Genomic DNA, 18,415 nt, shown 5'->3' with positions numbered 1-18,415 from the left:
CTATGTGGCCGTTTAAGCGTAAAGCCCCTGAAACCCGCAGTATGACGCTGGATGAGTTTCTTTCTCTGGCAGGCATCTCTAACACCAAATCAGGTGAACATGTTTCCCCGTCTACAGCAGAGGGTTTACCGGCGGTGATGAATGCCGTGACGGTGATTAGTGAAGCGGTGGCCTCCATGCCTTGCTATCTCTATCGGGTTGCGCACCAGAACGGCAAAGAATCCCGCGAATGGTTGAGCGATCACCCCGTGGATTACTTGCTGAATGAATGCCCGAATGATTGTCAGACGCCGTATCAATTCAAGCGAACGCTGATGCGTCATTGCTTGCTGAATGGCAATGCGTATGCGGTGATTGTCTGGGGACGGGATGGTCAGCCCCAATCCTTGCACCCTTACCCGCCATCGGCAATTGTCCCGCAGCGGCTATCCGATCACCGGTTCGCCTACACTCTCACTGAGCCTTATAGCGGCAAGGTCAAAACTTATCTACAGGAAGAAATTCTGCATTTGCGCTATGCCACCGAAGATGGTTTTCTTGGGTGCTCACCCGTCACCGTTTGCCGTGAAACTCTGGGCTTGGGACTGGCACAACAACGCCACGGCGCAAGCATTATGAAAGACGGCATGATGGCGGCGGGAGTGATTAAAGCCGCTGACTGGTTGGATGGAATCAAGGGAAGTAAGGCACTGGAAGCCCTCGAACGTTATAAAGGTGCGCGTAATGCCGGAAAAACGCCGATCCTTGAAGGTGGGATGGAATACCAGCAGTTAGGCATGAGTAACCAAGATGCCGAGTGGCTGGCCTCCCGTCGCTTCACCATTGATGATATTGCCCGTATGTTCAATGTCAGCCCGATCTTTCTGCAAGAGTATTCGAACAGTACCTACAGCAACTTTAGCGAGGCATCACGCGCCTTTCTGACTATCACTATGCGCCCGTGGCTTGCCAACTTTGAACAGCAAATCAAATCGGCTTTGCTGATGACCTCACCGAAACGGGGAATTCGCTATCAGGTGGAGTTTGATACTGCCGACTTGCTGCGTACCAATCCGAAAGAACGTTTCCAGAGCTATGAAACTGCCATTAAATCCGGTGTTATGTCACCGAATGAAGCCCGCGAGCGCGAGGGATTATCGCCCCGTGAGGGCGGTGATGAATTTAGCCAGGCATGGAAGCAAACGGTCGAAGTGAAAAAACGAATGGAGAACAAGGCATGAGAGCAGGCAGATTACGGCATCGGATAACCCTTCGTAAAAATGAAAGTACGCGTGATTCGTTTGGCGGTGTCATTAATAACTGGGTGGATGTTGCCACCGTCTGGGAGAAGTTAAAGCCATTAGCGGGCGGGAGCTGGTGGCATCCGGCGCAGTGTTCTCAGAAGCCACCGTGCGTATCTGGCTGCGTTATCGTGCTGATGTGACCACAGCGAACAGCATAACCTTTCACGGAGCGAACACGAGGGGCACAGCTTTTAGCATTATGGCGGTCATCCCCGATGCGAAATTGAAGTGGTCAACTAAAATTGGTCACGACCTTAGCGTTTTTCCAAAATAATCGCTCTGATTCATTGGGTGTTAAGCCATTATTATACCAATGAGGACGAAGCTGGCTGTAATAGCCTGTTATATAATGGGTGATTGCGCGAAAAGCCTCTCCAAAATTGGGATACCCTTCTTCAGGCACCCATTCACGCTTTAAACTCCTGAAAAAGCGCTCCATAGGGCTATTATCCCAGCAGTTTCCCCGGCGGCTCAGACTTTGTTTAATACCATAACGCCAATGACTGCCGGAACGCTTTACTGGTATAGTGACTGCCCTGATCGCTGTGAAACATCACACCCCGTGGTCTCCCCCTTGATTCAAATGCCATTTCTAATGCTTTCTTTGTCAATTCAGCGTCCGGAGAGAACGACATGGCCCAGCCAATAGGCTTACGGGCAAACAGGTCGAGGACCACCGCCAAATAAGCCCAACGTTTGCCTGTCCAGATGTAGGTCACATCGCCACACCAAACCTGATTGGGCTCGATGACCGCGAACTGACGATCAAGAGAGTTCGAAATATCAACCGGTTCTTGCTCCCGATGCGAATAACGGTGTTTTTTCTGCTGGCGACTGACCAGTCCCATCTCAGCCATTAACTTTCCGGCCCGCCATCGGCCTAATGGGATGCCTTTTGCGGTTACTATGGCCGCGATGGTTCGTGCACCGGCTGAACCCTTGCTCTCGTTAAAAGCTTCCCGAACCAGACTTTTTAATTTGACGTGTTCAGCATCCGGTGTTTTCTTCCGATGACGCCAGGCCTGATAGCTACTGCGATATACGCCGAACAGTTGACAAAGGAAAGCCACTGGATAAAGCACTCTGAATTGCTCGATTAACGAGAACTGTTCAGGTAGTCGGACATCAAGAGTGCTGAAGCCTTTTTTAAGACTTCATTTTCCATTTCAATCCGTTGCAGTTTCTTTTTTAATTCGCGAATTTCAATTTGCTCCGGCGGGATGGGCAGGGCTGTGGGGGCCTTGCCTTGCCGTTCCAGACTCAACTGACGAACCCAGCTCCCCAGAGCTGATTTACTGACATTCATCGCTCTGGCAGCTTCTGCAATACTGTAGTTTTGGTCAAGCACTAATTGAGCTGACTCTAATTTGAATTCGGGGCTGAAACTTCTTTTCATTATGTCACCTGTTGAATTGTCGAAGTGAGAGTATCACCTCTATTACAGTGACCAAAATTAGTATGCCACTTCAAGCAGGAATGACTGATATTAAAAAAGACTGGCATCAGGCCGATATAATTGCTGCATTACGTAAGCGTGGTACTACCTTAGCAGCAGTCTCCCGTGAAGCCGGATTAAGTTCTTCTACATTAGCCAATACTCTCAGCAGGCCTTGGCCGAAAGGTGAATGGATTATTGCAAATTATCTTGGCATACATCCTTCAGAAATCTGGCCTAGCCGTTATTTTGATTCATATGATGGTCAGCCTATTGAGCGTAAAGTTCGTAATAAACCACAAGAACACCCCTAGTACTGTTCGTTTAAAAGAAATGAGAGTGTTAACTATCATTTTCTCAATTTAAAGAAGCAAGTAGTGACGGGGGCATCAAAATTAGTCACTAAGTATGTTTTATAGACTTAGTGACAAAGTTCCTTTTCCTTCACAGCTAACATACCCAGCGCTCATCAATTTGAAATGCACATACTAAGAGAGGAGAAAACTAACCACAAATCCGACAAATTCAATGCCCAGATCAAAAAACTGTATTGACTCAAACATCACCCTGTTATCAATACTAACAATTAGGGAAATATTATCACAATATATCCGTTTTAAATCTACTATCACAATAAAATCACATGTCTGTCATTTTAAATCAAACTAAGAATATCAATAGAGGTTTCTTTTTTTTCGTTATTTTTTTTAATCATTCTTATTTTCTTGTGCCTGGTACACCCAGTAAATACCGCTACATCTTGCCCATTAAATCTCTAAGGGTTATATTCCCCGCCGCTTGCGGCGTAAACTAAATGGATGAGCGAATACACTCATAAAAGCCATAATGTTACGGTGCTAATGTACCATATCGTTTTGCCAGCAAAATATCGGCGAGCAGTGTTTGATGATAGTGTTGATGAGATTCTGAAAACGGTGTGTCTGGATATAGAACTTCGCTATCAGGTGAAGTTTCTAGAAATAGGTATGGACAAAGATCACGTGCATTTTCTCGTGCAATCAGTGCCTACGTACAGTGTGACTAAAATTGTTACACTCATCAAAAGCCTGACAGCGCGTGAAATATTCAAACGCTGCCCACAAGTGAAGAAAGCTCTGTGGGGAGGCGAGTTTTGGACTGACGGCTATTTTGCCAGTACGGTCGGCAAGCACGGCGATGAACAGATGATTGGACGGTGCGTCAAAAATCAAGGTAAAGAATATGACAAACTGCATTCAGATCATCAACTGGCACTATTTTAAGATACCCCGCTGCTTGCGGCGGGGTTGTTCATTGCAGTACTTTTGATACATCTATAAAGATAGTTAAAAATACGCCAGTGCTGGAGTTTAATGGAGTAAAAGCTTCTGATTTGATCTTGAAAATTAGGGTGTAAATATGCAGCATGAAACTATTTAATGACTTAATATTTTCATGTTGTACACTTCCCCTCTAAAAAAATTAAGAATAAACATTGGCTTTATTGCATATTTGTGCCTAGTATTTATAAATACTCACTTAGGCTGTATTTTGATAGAAGAAACATCCAAACAATATTTATTGTTTATCTTACTGAGGCATACATGAGTGAATTATCATCAGACACAAATAGTTATAAATTTTATGATGCTAATCTACTGGTCGGTCAACGTATTCAATGTAGGCGAAAAGAACTGGGGATAACAGCAACTGATTTAGCTAAACGGATTGGTACTACTCAACAACAACTATCCAGATATGAAAGAGGAACTAATAGAATTAGTATAACTCATCTTGTGGCAATTTGTGATGAATTAAACACTCCAATTAGTTGGTTTTTTATAGATTGCTTTGAAGAAAAAAATGAGATTAAGGTTTATTCACACATATCTAAGGAAGATACAGAATTAAAAGAGCGCTTCGAGCAGATCTGGCCTCGCTTATCATATAAACAACATAGAACTCTAATATTATTTTTGGATGAACATCTGAAAGCATAATTTTTTCTAGGGAGTAATTAAAAGATGTTTGTATTGGATATAAAAGGTGCAATGAAATCACCTTCATTATGGTGCTTTCTTGCCATTGTCACAGTTCTCGGAAGTTTTAAGCCTAAATTTATATCTGATTTCGAGCCTTATGTATCACGATTCGTATGGCTTATTCTTGCTTTTATTTTTATTTATAAAGTAATAAAATTAAAAAAGATATGGTTTAAGCAGAGTGAATTAGAAAAAATATATAGCTTCAATGAAATAAAAAAATTGAAGAAAAAACATGTTAAAACAGTTGTTGTTTTAGGATTATCTAGAGTCGGAAAGACAGCATTTATAAACTCACTATTCAATGATTACCCTGCTAAGCAGAGGACGCAAAACATACAAGGAAGGTTAAAGAAACTTAAAATAAATCAACATGTAGTTTTTGTAGATGTGAGTGGTGACTCTATACCTCAAATATATCAAGCATTACAAATAGCTGACGTTATAATAATCATGCTGGATCATTCAGATAGAGATAACAGCTCCGTAATACAAAAAAGAAGAATAAATAAAAATAATAGTTTCATTAAAGGATTATGTAATTTTATACAAGGATACAATGGTTCTATTTCTGACATAAATATTAAAAAACCACAATCTTTATTTTTATTTAACAAATCAGATCTTTGGGGGAAAAAAGAATCAAACTTACACAATGAATATAAAGAGTCCATAAATTTATGGAGAGAAACCATAAATGGGAACGTTAGCTATATTAATTATACAAATAACCACATAGCAAAATCAATTAAACAAGAATGCCATAATAAAAATGTAAACGATGTTCTGGAAATCATAGAAAGATATATCGATGAAAAATAAATAAACTTAATTTAAATAATGAAATATTTAAATTCACTGAAAATCAGATTGTGCATATCTTAAACGCTATTAATTATGACATGAAAAATTACAATATTTTATGACAAAGTAATCTTAGCAGAGAATAATATTATAATGGAAAATCAAAATATGGCGAAATCGAAACAGATGATGTCAAGCCATTAAATTATGAGAGGGATTGTTTTGCTAGTTGCGTCTTATTTAAAGAAATGATTGATTTACCTAAAAATGAACAACCTGATATAGGATTAGAGCGTTACAATCTGAAACAGGTACATGCAAGTTACAATTAAATAATTTCAATTATTTATAGTCAATTAACGTTATTAAACACAACTCATGGTGTTATCTAATTTAACTATTGACCAATCCATCATTACTAATAACATTTTGACCATATAACATGAATGCGATACAACTGACAGGGATAAGAAAAAATGGCCATACTCACCCTCAAAGGTGTTAAAAGTTATTCCGCTGATAAAGAGGTTACTATTGATTTCAGTAATCCAATTACGCTGATATATGGCCAGAATGGTTCTGGAAAATCAACAATATCAGGTTACTTCACCGGATACCACCCGGAAGAGTACAAAAATTGCTACTTTCAGAGTGATAAAACCTTTGATTTTCTCGTTTTCAATCAGGAATATGTGGAGAAAAAATTTCGCAATGAAAAATATCAGCCAGGGATATTCACTCTGAATGAAAAAAATGACGACTTCAACACAACAATAAATGATAACAACAAACGAATAACACAAATTGAAGAAGAACTCGATGTCTTGAATACGTTCATTCAAGACAGAGAAACAGCTAGAGAGTCTTTTGTCAAAACATGTATAGATAACATATTTGATAAAACCGTCAACGAGAGAAAAAGCCTAGAATATTTTTTAGACGGAGCGAAGCAACGAAACACTTTTTATAATCGTATGAAGAATACTTCTCCCAGACAAACAACCTATACAACAGAAGCGCTGACAAGCAAACTCCAACAATTACTGAACAGTAAGGGAACGCGATATAACGAATTAAATGAGCCAGCGTTTCAGGGTTTATCAGAGGATATCATCGATCTTATGGCTACACCGCTGATGCCAGCTTCAAATACGCAGTTCTCGGCCTTTATTCAAGATTTAGGGAATGCTGACTGGCTTCGCAGGGGTACAGAATATGTCCGTGGTGATGTGTGCCCATTCTGTCATCAAGAATTTAATTCTCAGCATATTTTGGAAGAGGTTGCCAGAATGTTTGATCAATCTTACGAGCAATCTATCGCCGCAATCCACGATGCAAAAACTGCTATTGCCAGAGATATTGAAAAACTAGATGCTTTTCGTGAACAGCTAAAAAACCATCCGGTTGTCGTGAATGACAGTGCGGCATTTGGAATAGTGAAATCGCTTCAACAATTGTTCCATGCGAATATTCAGGCAATAACCTACAAAATTGAACATCCCTCAAAGTCCATAAAGCCTGACAGTACTAATGAATTATCGCAGAAACTAGTAGACAATCTGAATACACTTAATGATCAAATACAAGAAAGTAACCGTCTGGCATCGAATTTTGATATCGAAATGGAGCTGCTTAATGATGAAGTTCTCTCTTACCTCAGAAATAACTGTGAACCCTATTTTTCAAATTGTGAACTTCAGGTTACTGAAGCAAAAAAACAGATAAAAAATAAGAATATTGAAGTATCTTCTCTCATGACAGAAAAACAGAAACTTGAGGAAGAAAACCATCGCCTTACAGGTCAAATGTCCGTTATTCAGCCCACTATTGACACTATAAATAATAACCTGATTCTGTTGGGTATAAATGATTTCAATATTATTTGTCATGATGAAGAATTTAAGTTGTATCGACTACAGCGTAGAAGTCGGCCTAAAGATAATGACGTTTTTAAATCGCTGAGTGAAGGAGAAAAAACAATTATCGCTTTTCTTTACTTCATTGAATTCTGTTCCGGACATACCATGGAACAAGGTGTTACAAACTCAAAGCTTGTTGTGATTGATGATCCGATATCAAGTCTTTCTCATAATTTTATTTATGAAGTGGCTTCTCTAATAAAGAGAAAGTTCATTACAGCTGGACTGGCCAGTCACCTTGTCATACTGACACATAACATATTCTTCTTTCAGGAGATACTTCTCTCATCAGTCAGAAGGCTAGATCAGAACGCCACCACACCAAAGAATTGGTCACTTCTTCGTATAGTTAAAGGCCATCACAGCGATTGCGTTACGTTGTCAATGCACGAAATGTTGAATGAATATCAAGCATTGTGGCAAACACTCAAGGACGTAAAAGATGGCAGGTGCCTACCAGTAGTATTGCTCAATACGATGCGGAATATATTGGAATATTATTTCAGTTTTGCTTGCAAACAGGAAAAACTGGGGCACGCACTAGAAAAATTGGCACAAGAGCATTCAGCAGGAGAATACGACTCTTTCTATCGAGCGATTAACCGACATTCACACTCTGGCGGGAGAAATATTCAGGGTACTGGAATTATTGATGTAAGCAATTATTTCCGATTGTTCCGGAAGATATTTGAGGCTACTGAAGATATTGAGCATCATGATACAATGATGGGAATTAGAGTTCCTAAACCTCAATAAACTGATTTATAAACGTTACCACCTGCAGGCACCATTCACTCAACGGTTCGGGAGCGAGCGCATGTGTTTACGCACATGTTCTACGCGCCCGAAACGAAAACGAGTATACCGGCGAACCGGAACTATTTTCTGTTTCATGTGGCTTTCCTTTTACGAACCGGCTACTGCCGGAAGTCCCTGTACCTATTACAGGCTGGTAATGATCCAGAGGGGAATGCCCGAGGTGATAACCTCATCATTATACGGCTAAATATTCCATTATGAAAGATAGGAAATATCTGTAACAGCAATTTTCAATGAACAATCGCAAATTAAAATTAATAATATTTTGAAATACAAAAAAACACTAACATCTAAAATAACCATTAAATCAAATAGATATAAGTATGTAGTAGCAGAATATTTTAGGGGCACAAAAGGGGCATTAAATCAATAAGTAAAAATAAATAAAATATATTCAGTTAATTACATTCATTTACTAGTCCCGCCCTGGCACCAAGTTAAAACTGACTGATAAAACAGTGAGTTAGGGAATAAAAAGAGCCACCTTCGGGTGGCTTTTTTCTTGGTTTCAAACTGCACAAAAAACACAAAGTGGCGACAGAGTGGCGACACAGTTTTTCTCTTACCGTCAAATCCCCTTCAACTAACCTCCTTTTCTCAGTGACTTCGCTCACGAATCCAAAATTAAAAAATCCGACATACGAACACAAAAACACCCTGCTATTTCAGAAAAACTTTTCCCCTTACCTCTCAAGCTATCTGATAAATCTCACACCTATACACTACCAACCTTGACCAACGATCCTCTTTTGTCATATTGATGCAAAAAATTTAATTGGATTGAAATGGATAACCAAACGACATTGGATAAGGATTGATTTTGATGAAGTCAGCAAATTGCAAAAAGTGTCAGGGGGAAATGGCACAGAACGACCAAACCTGCCCACACTGTGGAGCAAAAAGATCACGTGGATTAAAACCGGAAACCATAATAGTAACCACTGTCGGCGTTCTGGCTTGTGCCGCGGCTTTCCATATTGTCAGTAGTGCTGGCTTGTTTAACGATAGCGAGCAAACATTTTACACCGGTGAAAGTCAACTTTCTTTCAAGAAAATGCATGACATGGTGACAAGCCCTTTCTACAACTGCTTAACTGAAAAATACTCGGGAAAACTGGGGCAGCTAAAGCTGGATGAAATTCTTGCGTGTGACGATGATTTCAGAAAAGACTCAAATACGTCTCACAGATTAATCAATCTGGATAACTTTGTATCAAACTTTAGCCGCGAGAATAACGCTTACCGACCGTTAGAAACAGCTATTAAAGGCAATATGTTCGATGTTTCAAGCTATCAACACATTGAAACAACCTACCGGTTAGCCCTCAATCAGCAACAGCCTTACGCAATAGTACAAACCGTATTCAAAGGTAAAAGCATATTCGAAAGTCTCGTTGAAGATACTTATGCCGTGAAGGTTGATATAAAAACAGGGGAGATCATAGCGACAATACCGAAAGCGACCGTGACAGATATCGGAGTGGTTGTCGCGGAAACACGGCTTGAATAATCCGTTATTGGCACAATAAACATCGAACAAGCCCCGATTTGGGGCTGTTTTTTATTCAGAATCCGAAACCAATTTGCTCATCACCGTAATGGCTGGCCGGAAAGGCCAGTTTCGGGATATGAAAATCCGTCGGAAGTGGCTGGGGGGGTAGGAAGTGTCAAATAGCGTTCAATACTGGTGATCATGGTAAACGTGCAGCCACACAGAATATTCTGGCATTGGTGGTAACTGCGCCGTGTTTCTTCGCTCATCATTTCGCTGGTTCGCGTCTTTGCCACAGCGCCGCATTGGGGACAGGTAAACGCCATGAAAAAACCCTCCATCATTGGGGGTGTGCCTGCCGCGATTATACCGCATTGCTCCGGCTTATTGTTCACTTTCTGCCATCGTTGTCTCGTTAATTTTTAACTCCAGTTCCAGCTGGGTGACAAAGCCGTTATCCCCTATTGTGTGGATCACCCGCGAGAGCGTCCACTGGTGACTGTCGATAGCGGCTTTAAACCCCACCACAGCCGCGGTCAGGTCAGGGTAAAGTTCGGCCCGGCCCCGTGCCAGTGTGATACTGAATTCCGCCGCGCCCTGTTGCAGCCTTGACCATTTCGCCGCCGCTGCCCGCCGGGCCATCTGCTCGGTTTTAAAGGTCTGACGCATCACGTAGACGTTCCCGTCCGCCCCTTCCAGATATTTCCCTTCACGCTGACGGGAGGCGATTTTTTTAGGTTTCGGGGATTTGCGCTGGCGTTTCATCGTGGTGGCGGGCTGTTTGCCGACGTTCAGATCCAGCCAGTACGCTTTGACCCCCGTGTACGCAGCCCGATCCGCCACCCGGAAACTGTGCCGGTCGCCACTGTCTCGGGTCAGGGTGATCACCGGTAACGGCTTTCCACTCTGTGACAGACCGCGCCCCGGTAGAATAAACAGCAAACGGCCATTTTTGACGGTCGCAATCGCACCGAGCATGTCCGCCATCCGGCTCAGGAAACTGATATCACTTTCATTGGTCTGGTCAGCATGGTCAATTTCAATGTCCATCAACGGACGACTGACCGCCGGTTGCAGCTGATAACGCCCGGCAATGGCGCTCATCACATCGGCGACCGTGACATCATGCCAGCTGTATTCACGCTTGACGTTGAATTCTTCCCGGAAGTCGGCACTGCGGGCGGTAATTCCGTACTGGTCAGAATATCAATCGGGTTCATGTGAAGTGGCACACTAATTTTGGTCACTGTAATAGAGGTGATACTCTCACTTCGACAATTCAACAGGTGACATAATGAAAAGAAGTTTCAGCCCCGAATTCAAATTAGAGTCAGCTCAATTAGTGCTTGACCAAAACTACAGTATTGCAGAAGCTGCCAGAGCGATGAATGTCAGTAAATCAGCCCTGGGGAGCTGGGTTCGTCAGTTGAGTCTGGAACGGCAAGGCAAGGCCCCCACAGCCCTGCCCATCCCGCCGGAGTAAATTGAAATTCGTGAATTAAAAAAGAAACTGCAACGGATTGAAATGGAAAATGAAGTATTAAAAAAGGCTTCAGCACTCTTGATGTCCGACTACCTGAACAGTTCTCGTTAATCGAGCAATTCAGAGTGCTTTATCCAGTGGCTTTCCTTTGTCAACTGTTCGACGTATATCGCAGTAGCTATCAGGCCTGGCGTCATCGGAAGAAAACACCGGATGCTGAACACGTCAAATTAAAAAGTCTGGTTCGGGAAGCTTTTAACGAGAGCAAGGGTTCAGCCGGTGCACGAACCATCGCGGCCATAGTAACCGCAAAAGGCATCCCATTAGGCCGATGGCGGGCCGGAAAGTTAATGGCTGAGATGGGACTGGTCAGTCGTCAGCAGAAAAAACACCGTTATTCGCATCGGGAGCAAGAACCGGTTGATATTCCGAACTCTCTTGATCGTCAGTTCGCGGTCATCGAGCCCAATCAGGTTTGGTGTGGCGATGTGACCTACATCTGGACAGGCAAACGTTGGGCTTATTTGGCGGTGGTCCTCGACCTGTTTGCCCGTAAGCCTATTGGCTGGGCCATGTCGTTCTCTCCGGACGCTGAATTGACAAAGAAAGCATTAGAAATGGCATTTGAATCAAGGGGGAGACCACGGGGTGTGATGTTTCACAGCGATCAGGGCAGTCACTATACCAGTAAAGCGTTCCGGCAGTCATTGGGGCGTTATGGTATTAAACAAAGTCTGAGCCGCCGGGGAAACTGCTGGGATAATAGCCCTATGGAGCGCTTTTTCAGGAGTTTAAAGCGTGAATGGGTGCCTGAAGAAGGGTATCCCAATTTTGGAGAGGCTTTTCGCGCAATCACCCATTATATAACAGGCTATTACAGCCAGCTTCGTCCTCATTGGTATAATAATGGCTTAACACCCAATGAATCAGAGCGATTATTTTGGAAAAACGCTAAGGTCGTGACCAATTTTAGTTGACCACTTCACACCCACGTTACGCGTACAACTGGGTGATGCGACGGACTTCAACGTATCGGTGATGAAAATGCTGACGACCTACTTTAGTAATCTCAAGCTGGTCAGCCTACCGCAATTGGGTGGTCCAAGTGGTGAAACTATCCAATTAATCGCGCCGAAAGTGGCAGGCACGGAAACAGGATTGTTGGGCTTCGGTGAGAAAATGCGAGCAGGTCGTATTGTGCCTGAATTATCTTCGTTCTCGCAGAAATTTACAGCAACCACGTATGGCGCAGTGATACGAATTCCTGCTGCGATTGCCCAAATGACGGGCATGTAACCGATACATCACAACTAACACTCAATGACCTCTCTGGAGGTCATTTTTTATGCCGGAGAAAAGTATGTCAAAAGGAAAAACTGTCAGCGTTCGCCTGAATCACCCACACGGCATTGAGTTTCCAATGCCAGATGGTAGTTGTGTTGTTTTGAAGGGGAATGCTTTTCATCTGTTTGGGATGGAAAAAGGCGAGCTGCCTGTGGGTCTATACGGGGAAACGATGGTGGACGCGGATAAATGGGATTATATCCTGAAAACCTATGGCGAAATGGAAATTTTCAGAAACAATCTGTGCGTCTGGGATGAAAAAGCGGCCAGCGCCAACGATAAAGCCAGCGAAAAAAAAAGAGCTGCGTCACGGTCGTGAGCCTGTCGATACCAGCAAAACGACTACAGAACCCGCGAAGGAGAGTTCCTGATGGCCGTCGTCGCCTTTAAAAGTGACGAGTTCCTGAAATTGTACCCCCGGTTTGCTGGTGTACTGACAGAGGGACAATTGCAGCAAGCTTTTGATGTGGCCTGTTTGCTGCTCGATAACTCTGATAACTCGATTATCCCCTATGAGCCTGATGGCACGCAGGAGCGCAAGACTCTGCTGTATTTGCTGACCTGCCATATCGCTACGGTGACATTGTGGGGAAACAATGATCAGGCAGGGCCAGCATCCAGCGCCTCAGAGGGGTCAGTGAGTGTCTCGTTTTCTGTTCCAGATGTAACCAATGCTTCATGGTTTAAAGTCACACCATGCGGGCAAATGTATTGGCAGGCGACCCGTAAATATGTGGTGGGGTGGCCGATATTCCGCAGTGAAACATTACCATCCGTGGGGGTGAGTTATGGCTATCAAAGGTGGCGATAAGCTGAAAGCAGCCCTAGAGCGTATCGCCAGAACACCTACGATTCAAGTTCAGGCGGGTGTATTAGCTGGTGCAACCAATGAGGACACAGGAGAGCCTATAGCGCCCTATGCTGCTGCGAATGAATTTGGTACGCGAAATATTCCGCCTCGGCCATTTATGCGCAGTACCATCGCAGATAAGTCGGACGAATGGGTGCAGTTAATAGCGTCACAGATTCGAGGCAAATTACAGGATGCAAACGGTATAGAAGCGGCATTCAATACATTAGGGATGGTTATGGCATCGGACATTAAGGACAGTATTGAGCAGACACTGCCACCCCCTAATGCCCCGGCAACCGTTGCCAGTAAAATCAAGAAAGGACGCGCATCACCCGGACAAACGCTGGTGGATTCCGGCAGTCTGCAACGAGCAATTGATTATGAAGTTATCAAAAGCGGTAAATAAATCGCGGTAATCGAGTTATCTCATTGTTATCATTGCGTGACCTAACGAAAGGAAACGACAATGAAATTAAAGTTTATATTATTTATGTCCCTCATTATGGGTGCTAACAATGCTTTTGCAGGATCTGTATTAGACAATGAAGCGTTACGCTCAAAAATTCTTGCCGAGAGGAAAAAGCTAAGTGCTTGTTTGGTGAAGCATGTCCAGCAAGAGGTTATAAATACCCAGAAAGCGCCAACAAAAATCGCCTCGGAAGCGGTTGAGCTTTGTTCTGATTACTTTAAATCGGTAGAAGATGTAAACCTTGATGTATTCAGGGCTACATATTCAGAGCCTGATTATGATGATGTCGTTGCGTGGTTAGAAGCTATGAAGGAAGGCAATATTTTTAAAAGTAAAAATATCATGTTAGGGGAAATGGCTGCCACAGTAATTATGTTACGAAAAAAGCAGGCAAGAGATAACCAATAAGTTTATTTTTACAATTTAGCGTCTAAAGCCGCCTTGTGCGGCTTTTTTGTACATGAAAGGTGAGGAATGATTAATGTAAGAGCTATCGCCAATAGCCTAATCACCACCGTTAACCCGAATATCACCGCCGTTCTACGGGTGAATGACGGCTATGATATTGCCCGTTCAGGTAAACAGGTGCCGAAATATTCCGTGCATGAAATCTCAGTGCAACTACAGAGCCTCAGCACGCAAGATTTAGAGCATTTAGGCGTAATTAATCAGCAGGGCCAGTTCATCTATGCCTATGCACGAGGTCAGATATCGGCAATCAGGCGGTCGAAAGGGAAAGGTTCAGACCGGATGCGATTCATGGCTTATGGTGAAGATGAAGAGTCCGAATGGAATGTTACGCAGGTCATTGAATCCTACCCAACATGGGTGAAGGTGTTGCTATGGCGACAATAACAGTCAGTCATGATGATCTGTTCGGCGATGTCAGGGAGTATCTGACTGGACTGTTCCACTGTGATGTTGTTCAGGGATATCAAAATAATGTGCCTAATCCCGAAAACGGTATTGTGATGCACGTCCTGTTTGAGCGGGATATCGATTACATCACCAATTATTACCATCATGGATCATCAACCATCACGGCACAACGTTCTGTTGAGCTGACTATGCAGCTGGATTTTTACGGTGATGAGACTGATTCGCGGGCGCGCGTGGTGGCAAATCTGTGGCAGTCCAGCTACACCACGGCACGACTAAAGCACTGTCAGCCCCTCTACAGTAATCAGCCCCGAAAAAATGTACTGGTGAATGAGGCGAACCAGTACGAAAACCGTGTGATGCTCGAAATAAAACTGCAATACAACCCTGAAATAACCTACTCAATCGAGAGTACTGACTCCGTTTCTATTGATATCAATTCTATTTGAGGACCATCCATGAATACTATTCCGGCGAGCGATATCGTTAGTATTTTGCCGGGCGTTGTCGGCACTGGCGGAAATTCGCTGGCATTGAACGCCCTGTTTATCACCAAAAATACACCACAGGCTATGTTAGGTGTGAAGGCATTCGGTTCCGCTGAGCAGGTAGCTGAAATTTTCGGCACGAAATCCAAAGAGCACGAATCGGCTCAGGTCTATTTTGCTGGCTTCGTCGGCTCAACAACCCGACCAGAAACGCTCTATATCGCGTCAATGGTGACCAGCGCACAGGGAGCAAAACTGGTTGGCAGTAAAGTTCCGTTGCGTGATTTTAATCACATTCCTCAGGGATTAGCATTGGATATTGATGGCAAAAGGCACGCTGTCACCATTACCCCTGCTGATATCAAGTCCTACTCAGCACTGGCTGACGCGGTATCCGCTTCACTGGCAAAAACCGGGACGTGCAAATATGACGTAACCAGCCGCACATTCTCCATTGAAGGGGCAACAAAAGGCGTGGCGGGTACGATTAGTTTTGGCTCAGGTGAATTAGCCGAGTATATGGGGCTGACAGAGGCAGCAGGCGCACAGCAAAATGACGGACTCAATGCCGATACCATTGATGAGCTAATGCCGCGCATTACGAAATCCGTTAACAATTTCGTCTCGGTCATGGCAATTGGTGATTTTAGTTCTGATGAAAAACTGTCCATTTCCAAATGGGTGACGTTGCAAAATGACTGCTATGTGCATGTGCTGTACTCGTTCAGTCAAGAGATGGCGGCATTAGAGGCGATCTCTAACACTATCCGTGAGTCAGATATAGGTGGCACATGCCTGATGTACGGCGACCATACCCACGGCGCATTTGCCTGTACCTATGCAGCATCACTCAATTTCAACGAGTTAAACGGTCGAGCAACATTCGCGTTTCGTCGTCAGGAGGGGCTAAAACCCACCGTGACCGATAAAACGCTGGCCGATGAATTATTGCGCTTTGGCTGGAACTTCTACGGCGCATATGGCACTGCGAATGATCGGTTCGTGTTTGTTAACAAAGGGACAATTTCCGGTAAGTTCAAATGGCTGGACAGTTACGTGAATCAGGTTTATCTGAACAGTCAATTGCAACTCGCCCTAATGACCATGCTGACCTCGTTTAAATCCATTGCGTATAACGAGGTAGGTCGAGCTACCCATCGCGCAGCTATCCAAGACCCGATTAACCAAATGCGGAACTTCGGCGGCATTCAACGCGGTATAGCGTTATCTGAACAGCAGAAAAAACAAATCAATACGGAGGCGGGGTTTGACGCAGCTGCACAAATAAACGCCGAGGGCTGGTGTGTACGCATCGGCGAAACACCTGCGCAAACTCGCGGATTGCGTAAATCTATGCCGCTGAAACTCTGGTATGCAGACGGTGGCAGCGTCCAGCAGGTCGAACTCCCATCTATTAACGTTCAATAAGGGGAAATATTATGCCAATGGGACACAATCCGCTCACGATCACATCAGCCAATGCGGTGTTAATGCTGCGATGCAAAGGTATCTATGATGATTACGTCCAGATTCAGGGCTTTCAGGCGGATAACGCATGGGAGTTCGGCGAGGTCACTCTAGGGGAAACTTGTATCGGGGTGGATGGCAAACAGAGTATAGGCTATCTCCCTCATGAAACACCGTGGACATTGTACCTGGAAGCCAACAGCGTATCCACGCAGGTTATGGAAAATATCCGTCGAGATTTTAATTCCAATATGGAATCACGCTATGTCGATATTGTTGTTGAAATTCCCTCTATCAAAAAACGCTACTCCGGCACAGGTGGACTAGTCAGTATGACGGGGGGCGCTAGTGGTAAGAAGATGCTGGACGGAACGAGTTACAAATTCAACATGATCATGAATGGCGCAGAGGAAATCGCATAATGGCACTGAAATCTACCACACTTACTATCGAATCCGGCCGTGACGCAGGTAAAACATTCGTTATCACTGAAATGCCGATTATTAAGGCTGATAACTGGGCGATGAGGGCGATATTCGCTGTCGCCAATGGCGGTATTGATATCGGTGATATTCGCCCTGAGATGGGGATGATGGGTATGGCGCAGGTGGCCGTTAAGGCACTGTCTCGCATTGATCCCGATGTCGGTATTCCGCTACTGGATGAGCTACTGGAATGCGCTCAAATCGTCCCGTCTGGCGGTAATGCTCGTAGCATCGAATTTAATTCCGATATCAGTGACATTAAAACAATGTTTCTGCTGCGAAAAGAGGCGTTCGCTCTGCATATTGATTTTTTAACTCACGGCGGTGGGTCAGACTCGAAAAATTAAGAGCCGGTCTGCCGCTGAAATCCGGGATTATCGCTGAAACATTGAATGTCTCCAGTGTTGCGTATCAGGTCATTACCTCAGGGTACGCAACCTATTCCGAACTTTCCACAATATACAGTCTTGAAGATGCGCTGAACCTGATTGAGGTGCATCAGGTCAGCGAATACAACAAACGGCTAATGGAAGAGCTAAACAATCGTGAATCTCATTGATTCATTACTTCTCGATTAAGTCACAGTAAAACTTTTTTAAAGGTGGTAATCATGCTAATCCGCAATAACGCACTTATGGAGAAAGGCATGTCAATTACTTATGAAGACATTAAGAAACAAAGAACTAATCTTGAGAGCAAGTATCGACTTCGCAAAGCTGAGTTACAGAAATATGGGCACAAGTTAGTTCATGAATATAGGGATTCATTATCACTACCAAATATGGTTTGGCGAGATAGCAAAGGTGATGAATATAGTTATATTTCAATTGGGATCGTGGATGAAAAAGGTAAGTTCCATAAAAAACCCTTAGAGTCATTTACCCTAAATGAAAATTATGAATTAAAGTTCAAAATAGCTACTACAGTGGATGACACACCTCTGACTGGTGGTGATCTGCATGCTGTCAGCATTTCAATGTGGGTTGAAGATGGGAATATTCATGTCGACGTAGGGAATGGACAGAAAGAATGCATTATATCCTCCCCGGCAGAAGACAATGCTTTTATTGAAGCATGCTCCGCGATTAAGCAATTACTCATGATGAGTTTTACGGATTCAAGGCTTGATTAAAAAGTAGGTTGTGTCATTACCTGTAACAGGGTCGCAATGCGG

20 protein-coding genes and 4 pseudogenes are annotated in these 18,415 nt (G+C 43.6%); 21 read left to right on the top strand and 3 right to left on the bottom strand.

The annotated features are described in order from the left end of the window. Positions 1–2: 2 nt before the first annotated feature. On the top strand, positions 3–1,220 hold the full coding sequence (locus BDD26_RS17840) for a phage portal protein (protein ID WP_115827312.1): 1,218 nt from the start codon (positions 3–5) through the stop codon (positions 1,218–1,220). Next, a pseudogene (locus tag BDD26_RS17835) lies at positions 1,172–1,557 on the top strand (phage head closure protein). The gene BDD26_RS17840 and the pseudogene BDD26_RS17835 overlap by 49 nt, the downstream one beginning before the upstream one ends. Here BDD26_RS17835 and BDD26_RS17830 read toward each other — a convergent pair. Further along, positions 1,516–2,679, bottom strand: a pseudogene (locus BDD26_RS17830) (IS3 family transposase). The pseudogenes BDD26_RS17835 and BDD26_RS17830 overlap by 42 nt on opposite strands. A gap of 80 nt (positions 2,680–2,759) precedes the next feature. Here BDD26_RS17830 and BDD26_RS17825 point away from each other — a divergent pair. The 6 genes from BDD26_RS17825 (at position 2,760) to BDD26_RS17800 (ending at position 9,791) form a co-directional block, all read left to right on the top strand. After that, positions 2,760–3,032: a helix-turn-helix domain-containing protein gene (locus BDD26_RS17825; RefSeq protein ID WP_115827593.1), complete on the top strand. Its 273-nt coding sequence runs from the start codon at positions 2,760–2,762 to the stop codon at positions 3,030–3,032. Between the two features lie 504 nt (positions 3,033–3,536). After that, entirely contained in the window at positions 3,537–3,980 is a 444-nt protein-coding gene (gene tnpA, locus BDD26_RS17820; RefSeq protein ID WP_115827311.1) for an IS200/IS605 family transposase, read from the top strand. Between the two features lie 321 nt (positions 3,981–4,301). Continuing rightward, positions 4,302–4,697: a helix-turn-helix domain-containing protein gene (locus BDD26_RS17815; RefSeq protein ID WP_115827310.1), complete on the top strand. Its 396-nt coding sequence runs from the start codon at positions 4,302–4,304 to the stop codon at positions 4,695–4,697. 24 nt (positions 4,698–4,721) lie between these two features. Then, positions 4,722–5,561, top strand: coding sequence for a GTPase domain-containing protein (locus BDD26_RS17810; protein WP_115827309.1), 840 nt, complete (start codon positions 4,722–4,724; stop codon positions 5,559–5,561). A gap of 458 nt (positions 5,562–6,019) precedes the next feature. After that, positions 6,020–8,218, top strand: coding sequence for an AAA family ATPase (locus BDD26_RS17805; RefSeq protein ID WP_115827308.1), 2,199 nt, complete (start codon positions 6,020–6,022; stop codon positions 8,216–8,218). An 886-nt stretch (positions 8,219–9,104) separates the two neighbouring features. Beyond that, complete coding sequence (locus tag BDD26_RS17800; RefSeq protein ID WP_147299036.1) at positions 9,105–9,791, top strand: hypothetical protein; 687 nt, start codon at positions 9,105–9,107, stop codon at positions 9,789–9,791. Positions 9,792–9,871: 80 nt separating this feature from the next. Here BDD26_RS17800 and BDD26_RS17795 read toward each other — a convergent pair whose 3' ends face one another. Together BDD26_RS17795 and BDD26_RS17790 are read right to left on the bottom strand one after the other, a co-directional pair. Beyond that, on the bottom strand, positions 9,872–10,099 hold the full coding sequence (locus BDD26_RS17795; protein ID WP_342353475.1) for an Ogr/Delta-like zinc finger protein: 228 nt from the start codon (positions 10,097–10,099) through the stop codon (positions 9,872–9,874). A 58-nt stretch (positions 10,100–10,157) separates the two neighbouring features. Further along, a pseudogene (locus BDD26_RS17790) lies at positions 10,158–10,973 on the bottom strand (contractile injection system protein, VgrG/Pvc8 family); the annotation flags it as partial. A gap of 94 nt (positions 10,974–11,067) precedes the next feature. On the opposite strand from BDD26_RS17790, the pseudogene BDD26_RS17780 reads away from it, so the two are divergent. From BDD26_RS17780 to BDD26_RS17725, 13 genes and pseudogenes are all read left to right on the top strand, one after another. After that, a pseudogene (locus BDD26_RS17780) lies at positions 11,068–12,233 on the top strand (IS3 family transposase). Positions 12,234–12,300: 67 nt separating this feature from the next. Continuing rightward, the gene (locus BDD26_RS17775; RefSeq protein ID WP_115827305.1) at positions 12,301–12,552 is read left to right on the top strand and encodes a hypothetical protein; all 252 of its coding nucleotides are present in this window, start codon (positions 12,301–12,303) and stop codon (positions 12,550–12,552) included. 64 nt (positions 12,553–12,616) lie between these two features. Further along, positions 12,617–12,919 carry a hypothetical protein gene (locus tag BDD26_RS17770; protein WP_147299035.1) on the top strand — a complete coding sequence of 101 codons (303 nt, stop codon included), beginning with the start codon at positions 12,617–12,619 and terminating at the stop codon, positions 12,917–12,919. Positions 12,920–12,970: 51 nt separating this feature from the next. Beyond that, on the top strand, positions 12,971–13,411 hold the full coding sequence (locus BDD26_RS17765; RefSeq protein ID WP_115827303.1) for a DUF4054 domain-containing protein: 441 nt from the start codon (positions 12,971–12,973) through the stop codon (positions 13,409–13,411). Further along, positions 13,389–13,859, top strand: coding sequence for an HK97-gp10 family putative phage morphogenesis protein (locus BDD26_RS17760; protein ID WP_211305499.1), 471 nt, complete (start codon positions 13,389–13,391; stop codon positions 13,857–13,859). The genes BDD26_RS17765 and BDD26_RS17760 overlap by 23 nt, the downstream gene beginning before the upstream one ends. Positions 13,860–13,919: 60 nt before the next feature. After that, a complete protein-coding gene (locus BDD26_RS17755; RefSeq protein WP_115827302.1) occupies positions 13,920–14,330 on the top strand; it encodes a hypothetical protein in 411 nt (136 codons plus the stop codon). A 66-nt stretch (positions 14,331–14,396) separates the two neighbouring features. Further along, on the top strand, positions 14,397–14,777 hold the full coding sequence (locus BDD26_RS17750) for a hypothetical protein (protein WP_211305498.1): 381 nt from the start codon (positions 14,397–14,399) through the stop codon (positions 14,775–14,777). Then, positions 14,765–15,250 (top strand): phage neck terminator protein, encoded by a 486-nt coding sequence (locus BDD26_RS17745; protein WP_115827301.1) that lies wholly within the window; start codon positions 14,765–14,767, stop codon positions 15,248–15,250. The genes BDD26_RS17750 and BDD26_RS17745 overlap by 13 nt, the downstream gene beginning before the upstream one ends. Positions 15,251–15,259: 9 nt before the next feature. Next, a complete protein-coding gene (locus tag BDD26_RS17740; RefSeq protein WP_115827300.1) occupies positions 15,260–16,717 on the top strand; it encodes a DUF3383 domain-containing protein in 1,458 nt (485 codons plus the stop codon). A gap of 11 nt (positions 16,718–16,728) precedes the next feature. Next, positions 16,729–17,178: a phage tail fiber protein gene (locus BDD26_RS17735; protein WP_115827299.1), complete on the top strand. Its 450-nt coding sequence runs from the start codon at positions 16,729–16,731 to the stop codon at positions 17,176–17,178. Further along, complete coding sequence (locus tag BDD26_RS17730; RefSeq protein ID WP_115827298.1) at positions 17,178–17,588, top strand: hypothetical protein; 411 nt, start codon at positions 17,178–17,180, stop codon at positions 17,586–17,588. The genes BDD26_RS17735 and BDD26_RS17730 overlap by 1 nt, the downstream gene beginning before the upstream one ends. A gap of 41 nt (positions 17,589–17,629) precedes the next feature. After that, on the top strand, positions 17,630–17,800 hold the full coding sequence (locus tag BDD26_RS19665) for a hypothetical protein (protein ID WP_170140353.1): 171 nt from the start codon (positions 17,630–17,632) through the stop codon (positions 17,798–17,800). 87 nt (positions 17,801–17,887) lie between these two features. Continuing rightward, positions 17,888–18,373 carry a hypothetical protein gene (locus BDD26_RS17725; protein ID WP_147299034.1) on the top strand — a complete coding sequence of 162 codons (486 nt, stop codon included), beginning with the start codon at positions 17,888–17,890 and terminating at the stop codon, positions 18,371–18,373. The last annotated feature ends 42 nt before the right edge of the window (positions 18,374–18,415 follow it).

The sequence above is a fragment of the Xenorhabdus cabanillasii genome (assembly GCF_003386665.1).
Classification (GTDB): domain Bacteria; phylum Pseudomonadota; class Gammaproteobacteria; order Enterobacterales; family Enterobacteriaceae; genus Xenorhabdus; species Xenorhabdus cabanillasii.
This window is presented reverse-complemented; position numbering and strand designations above follow the sequence as displayed.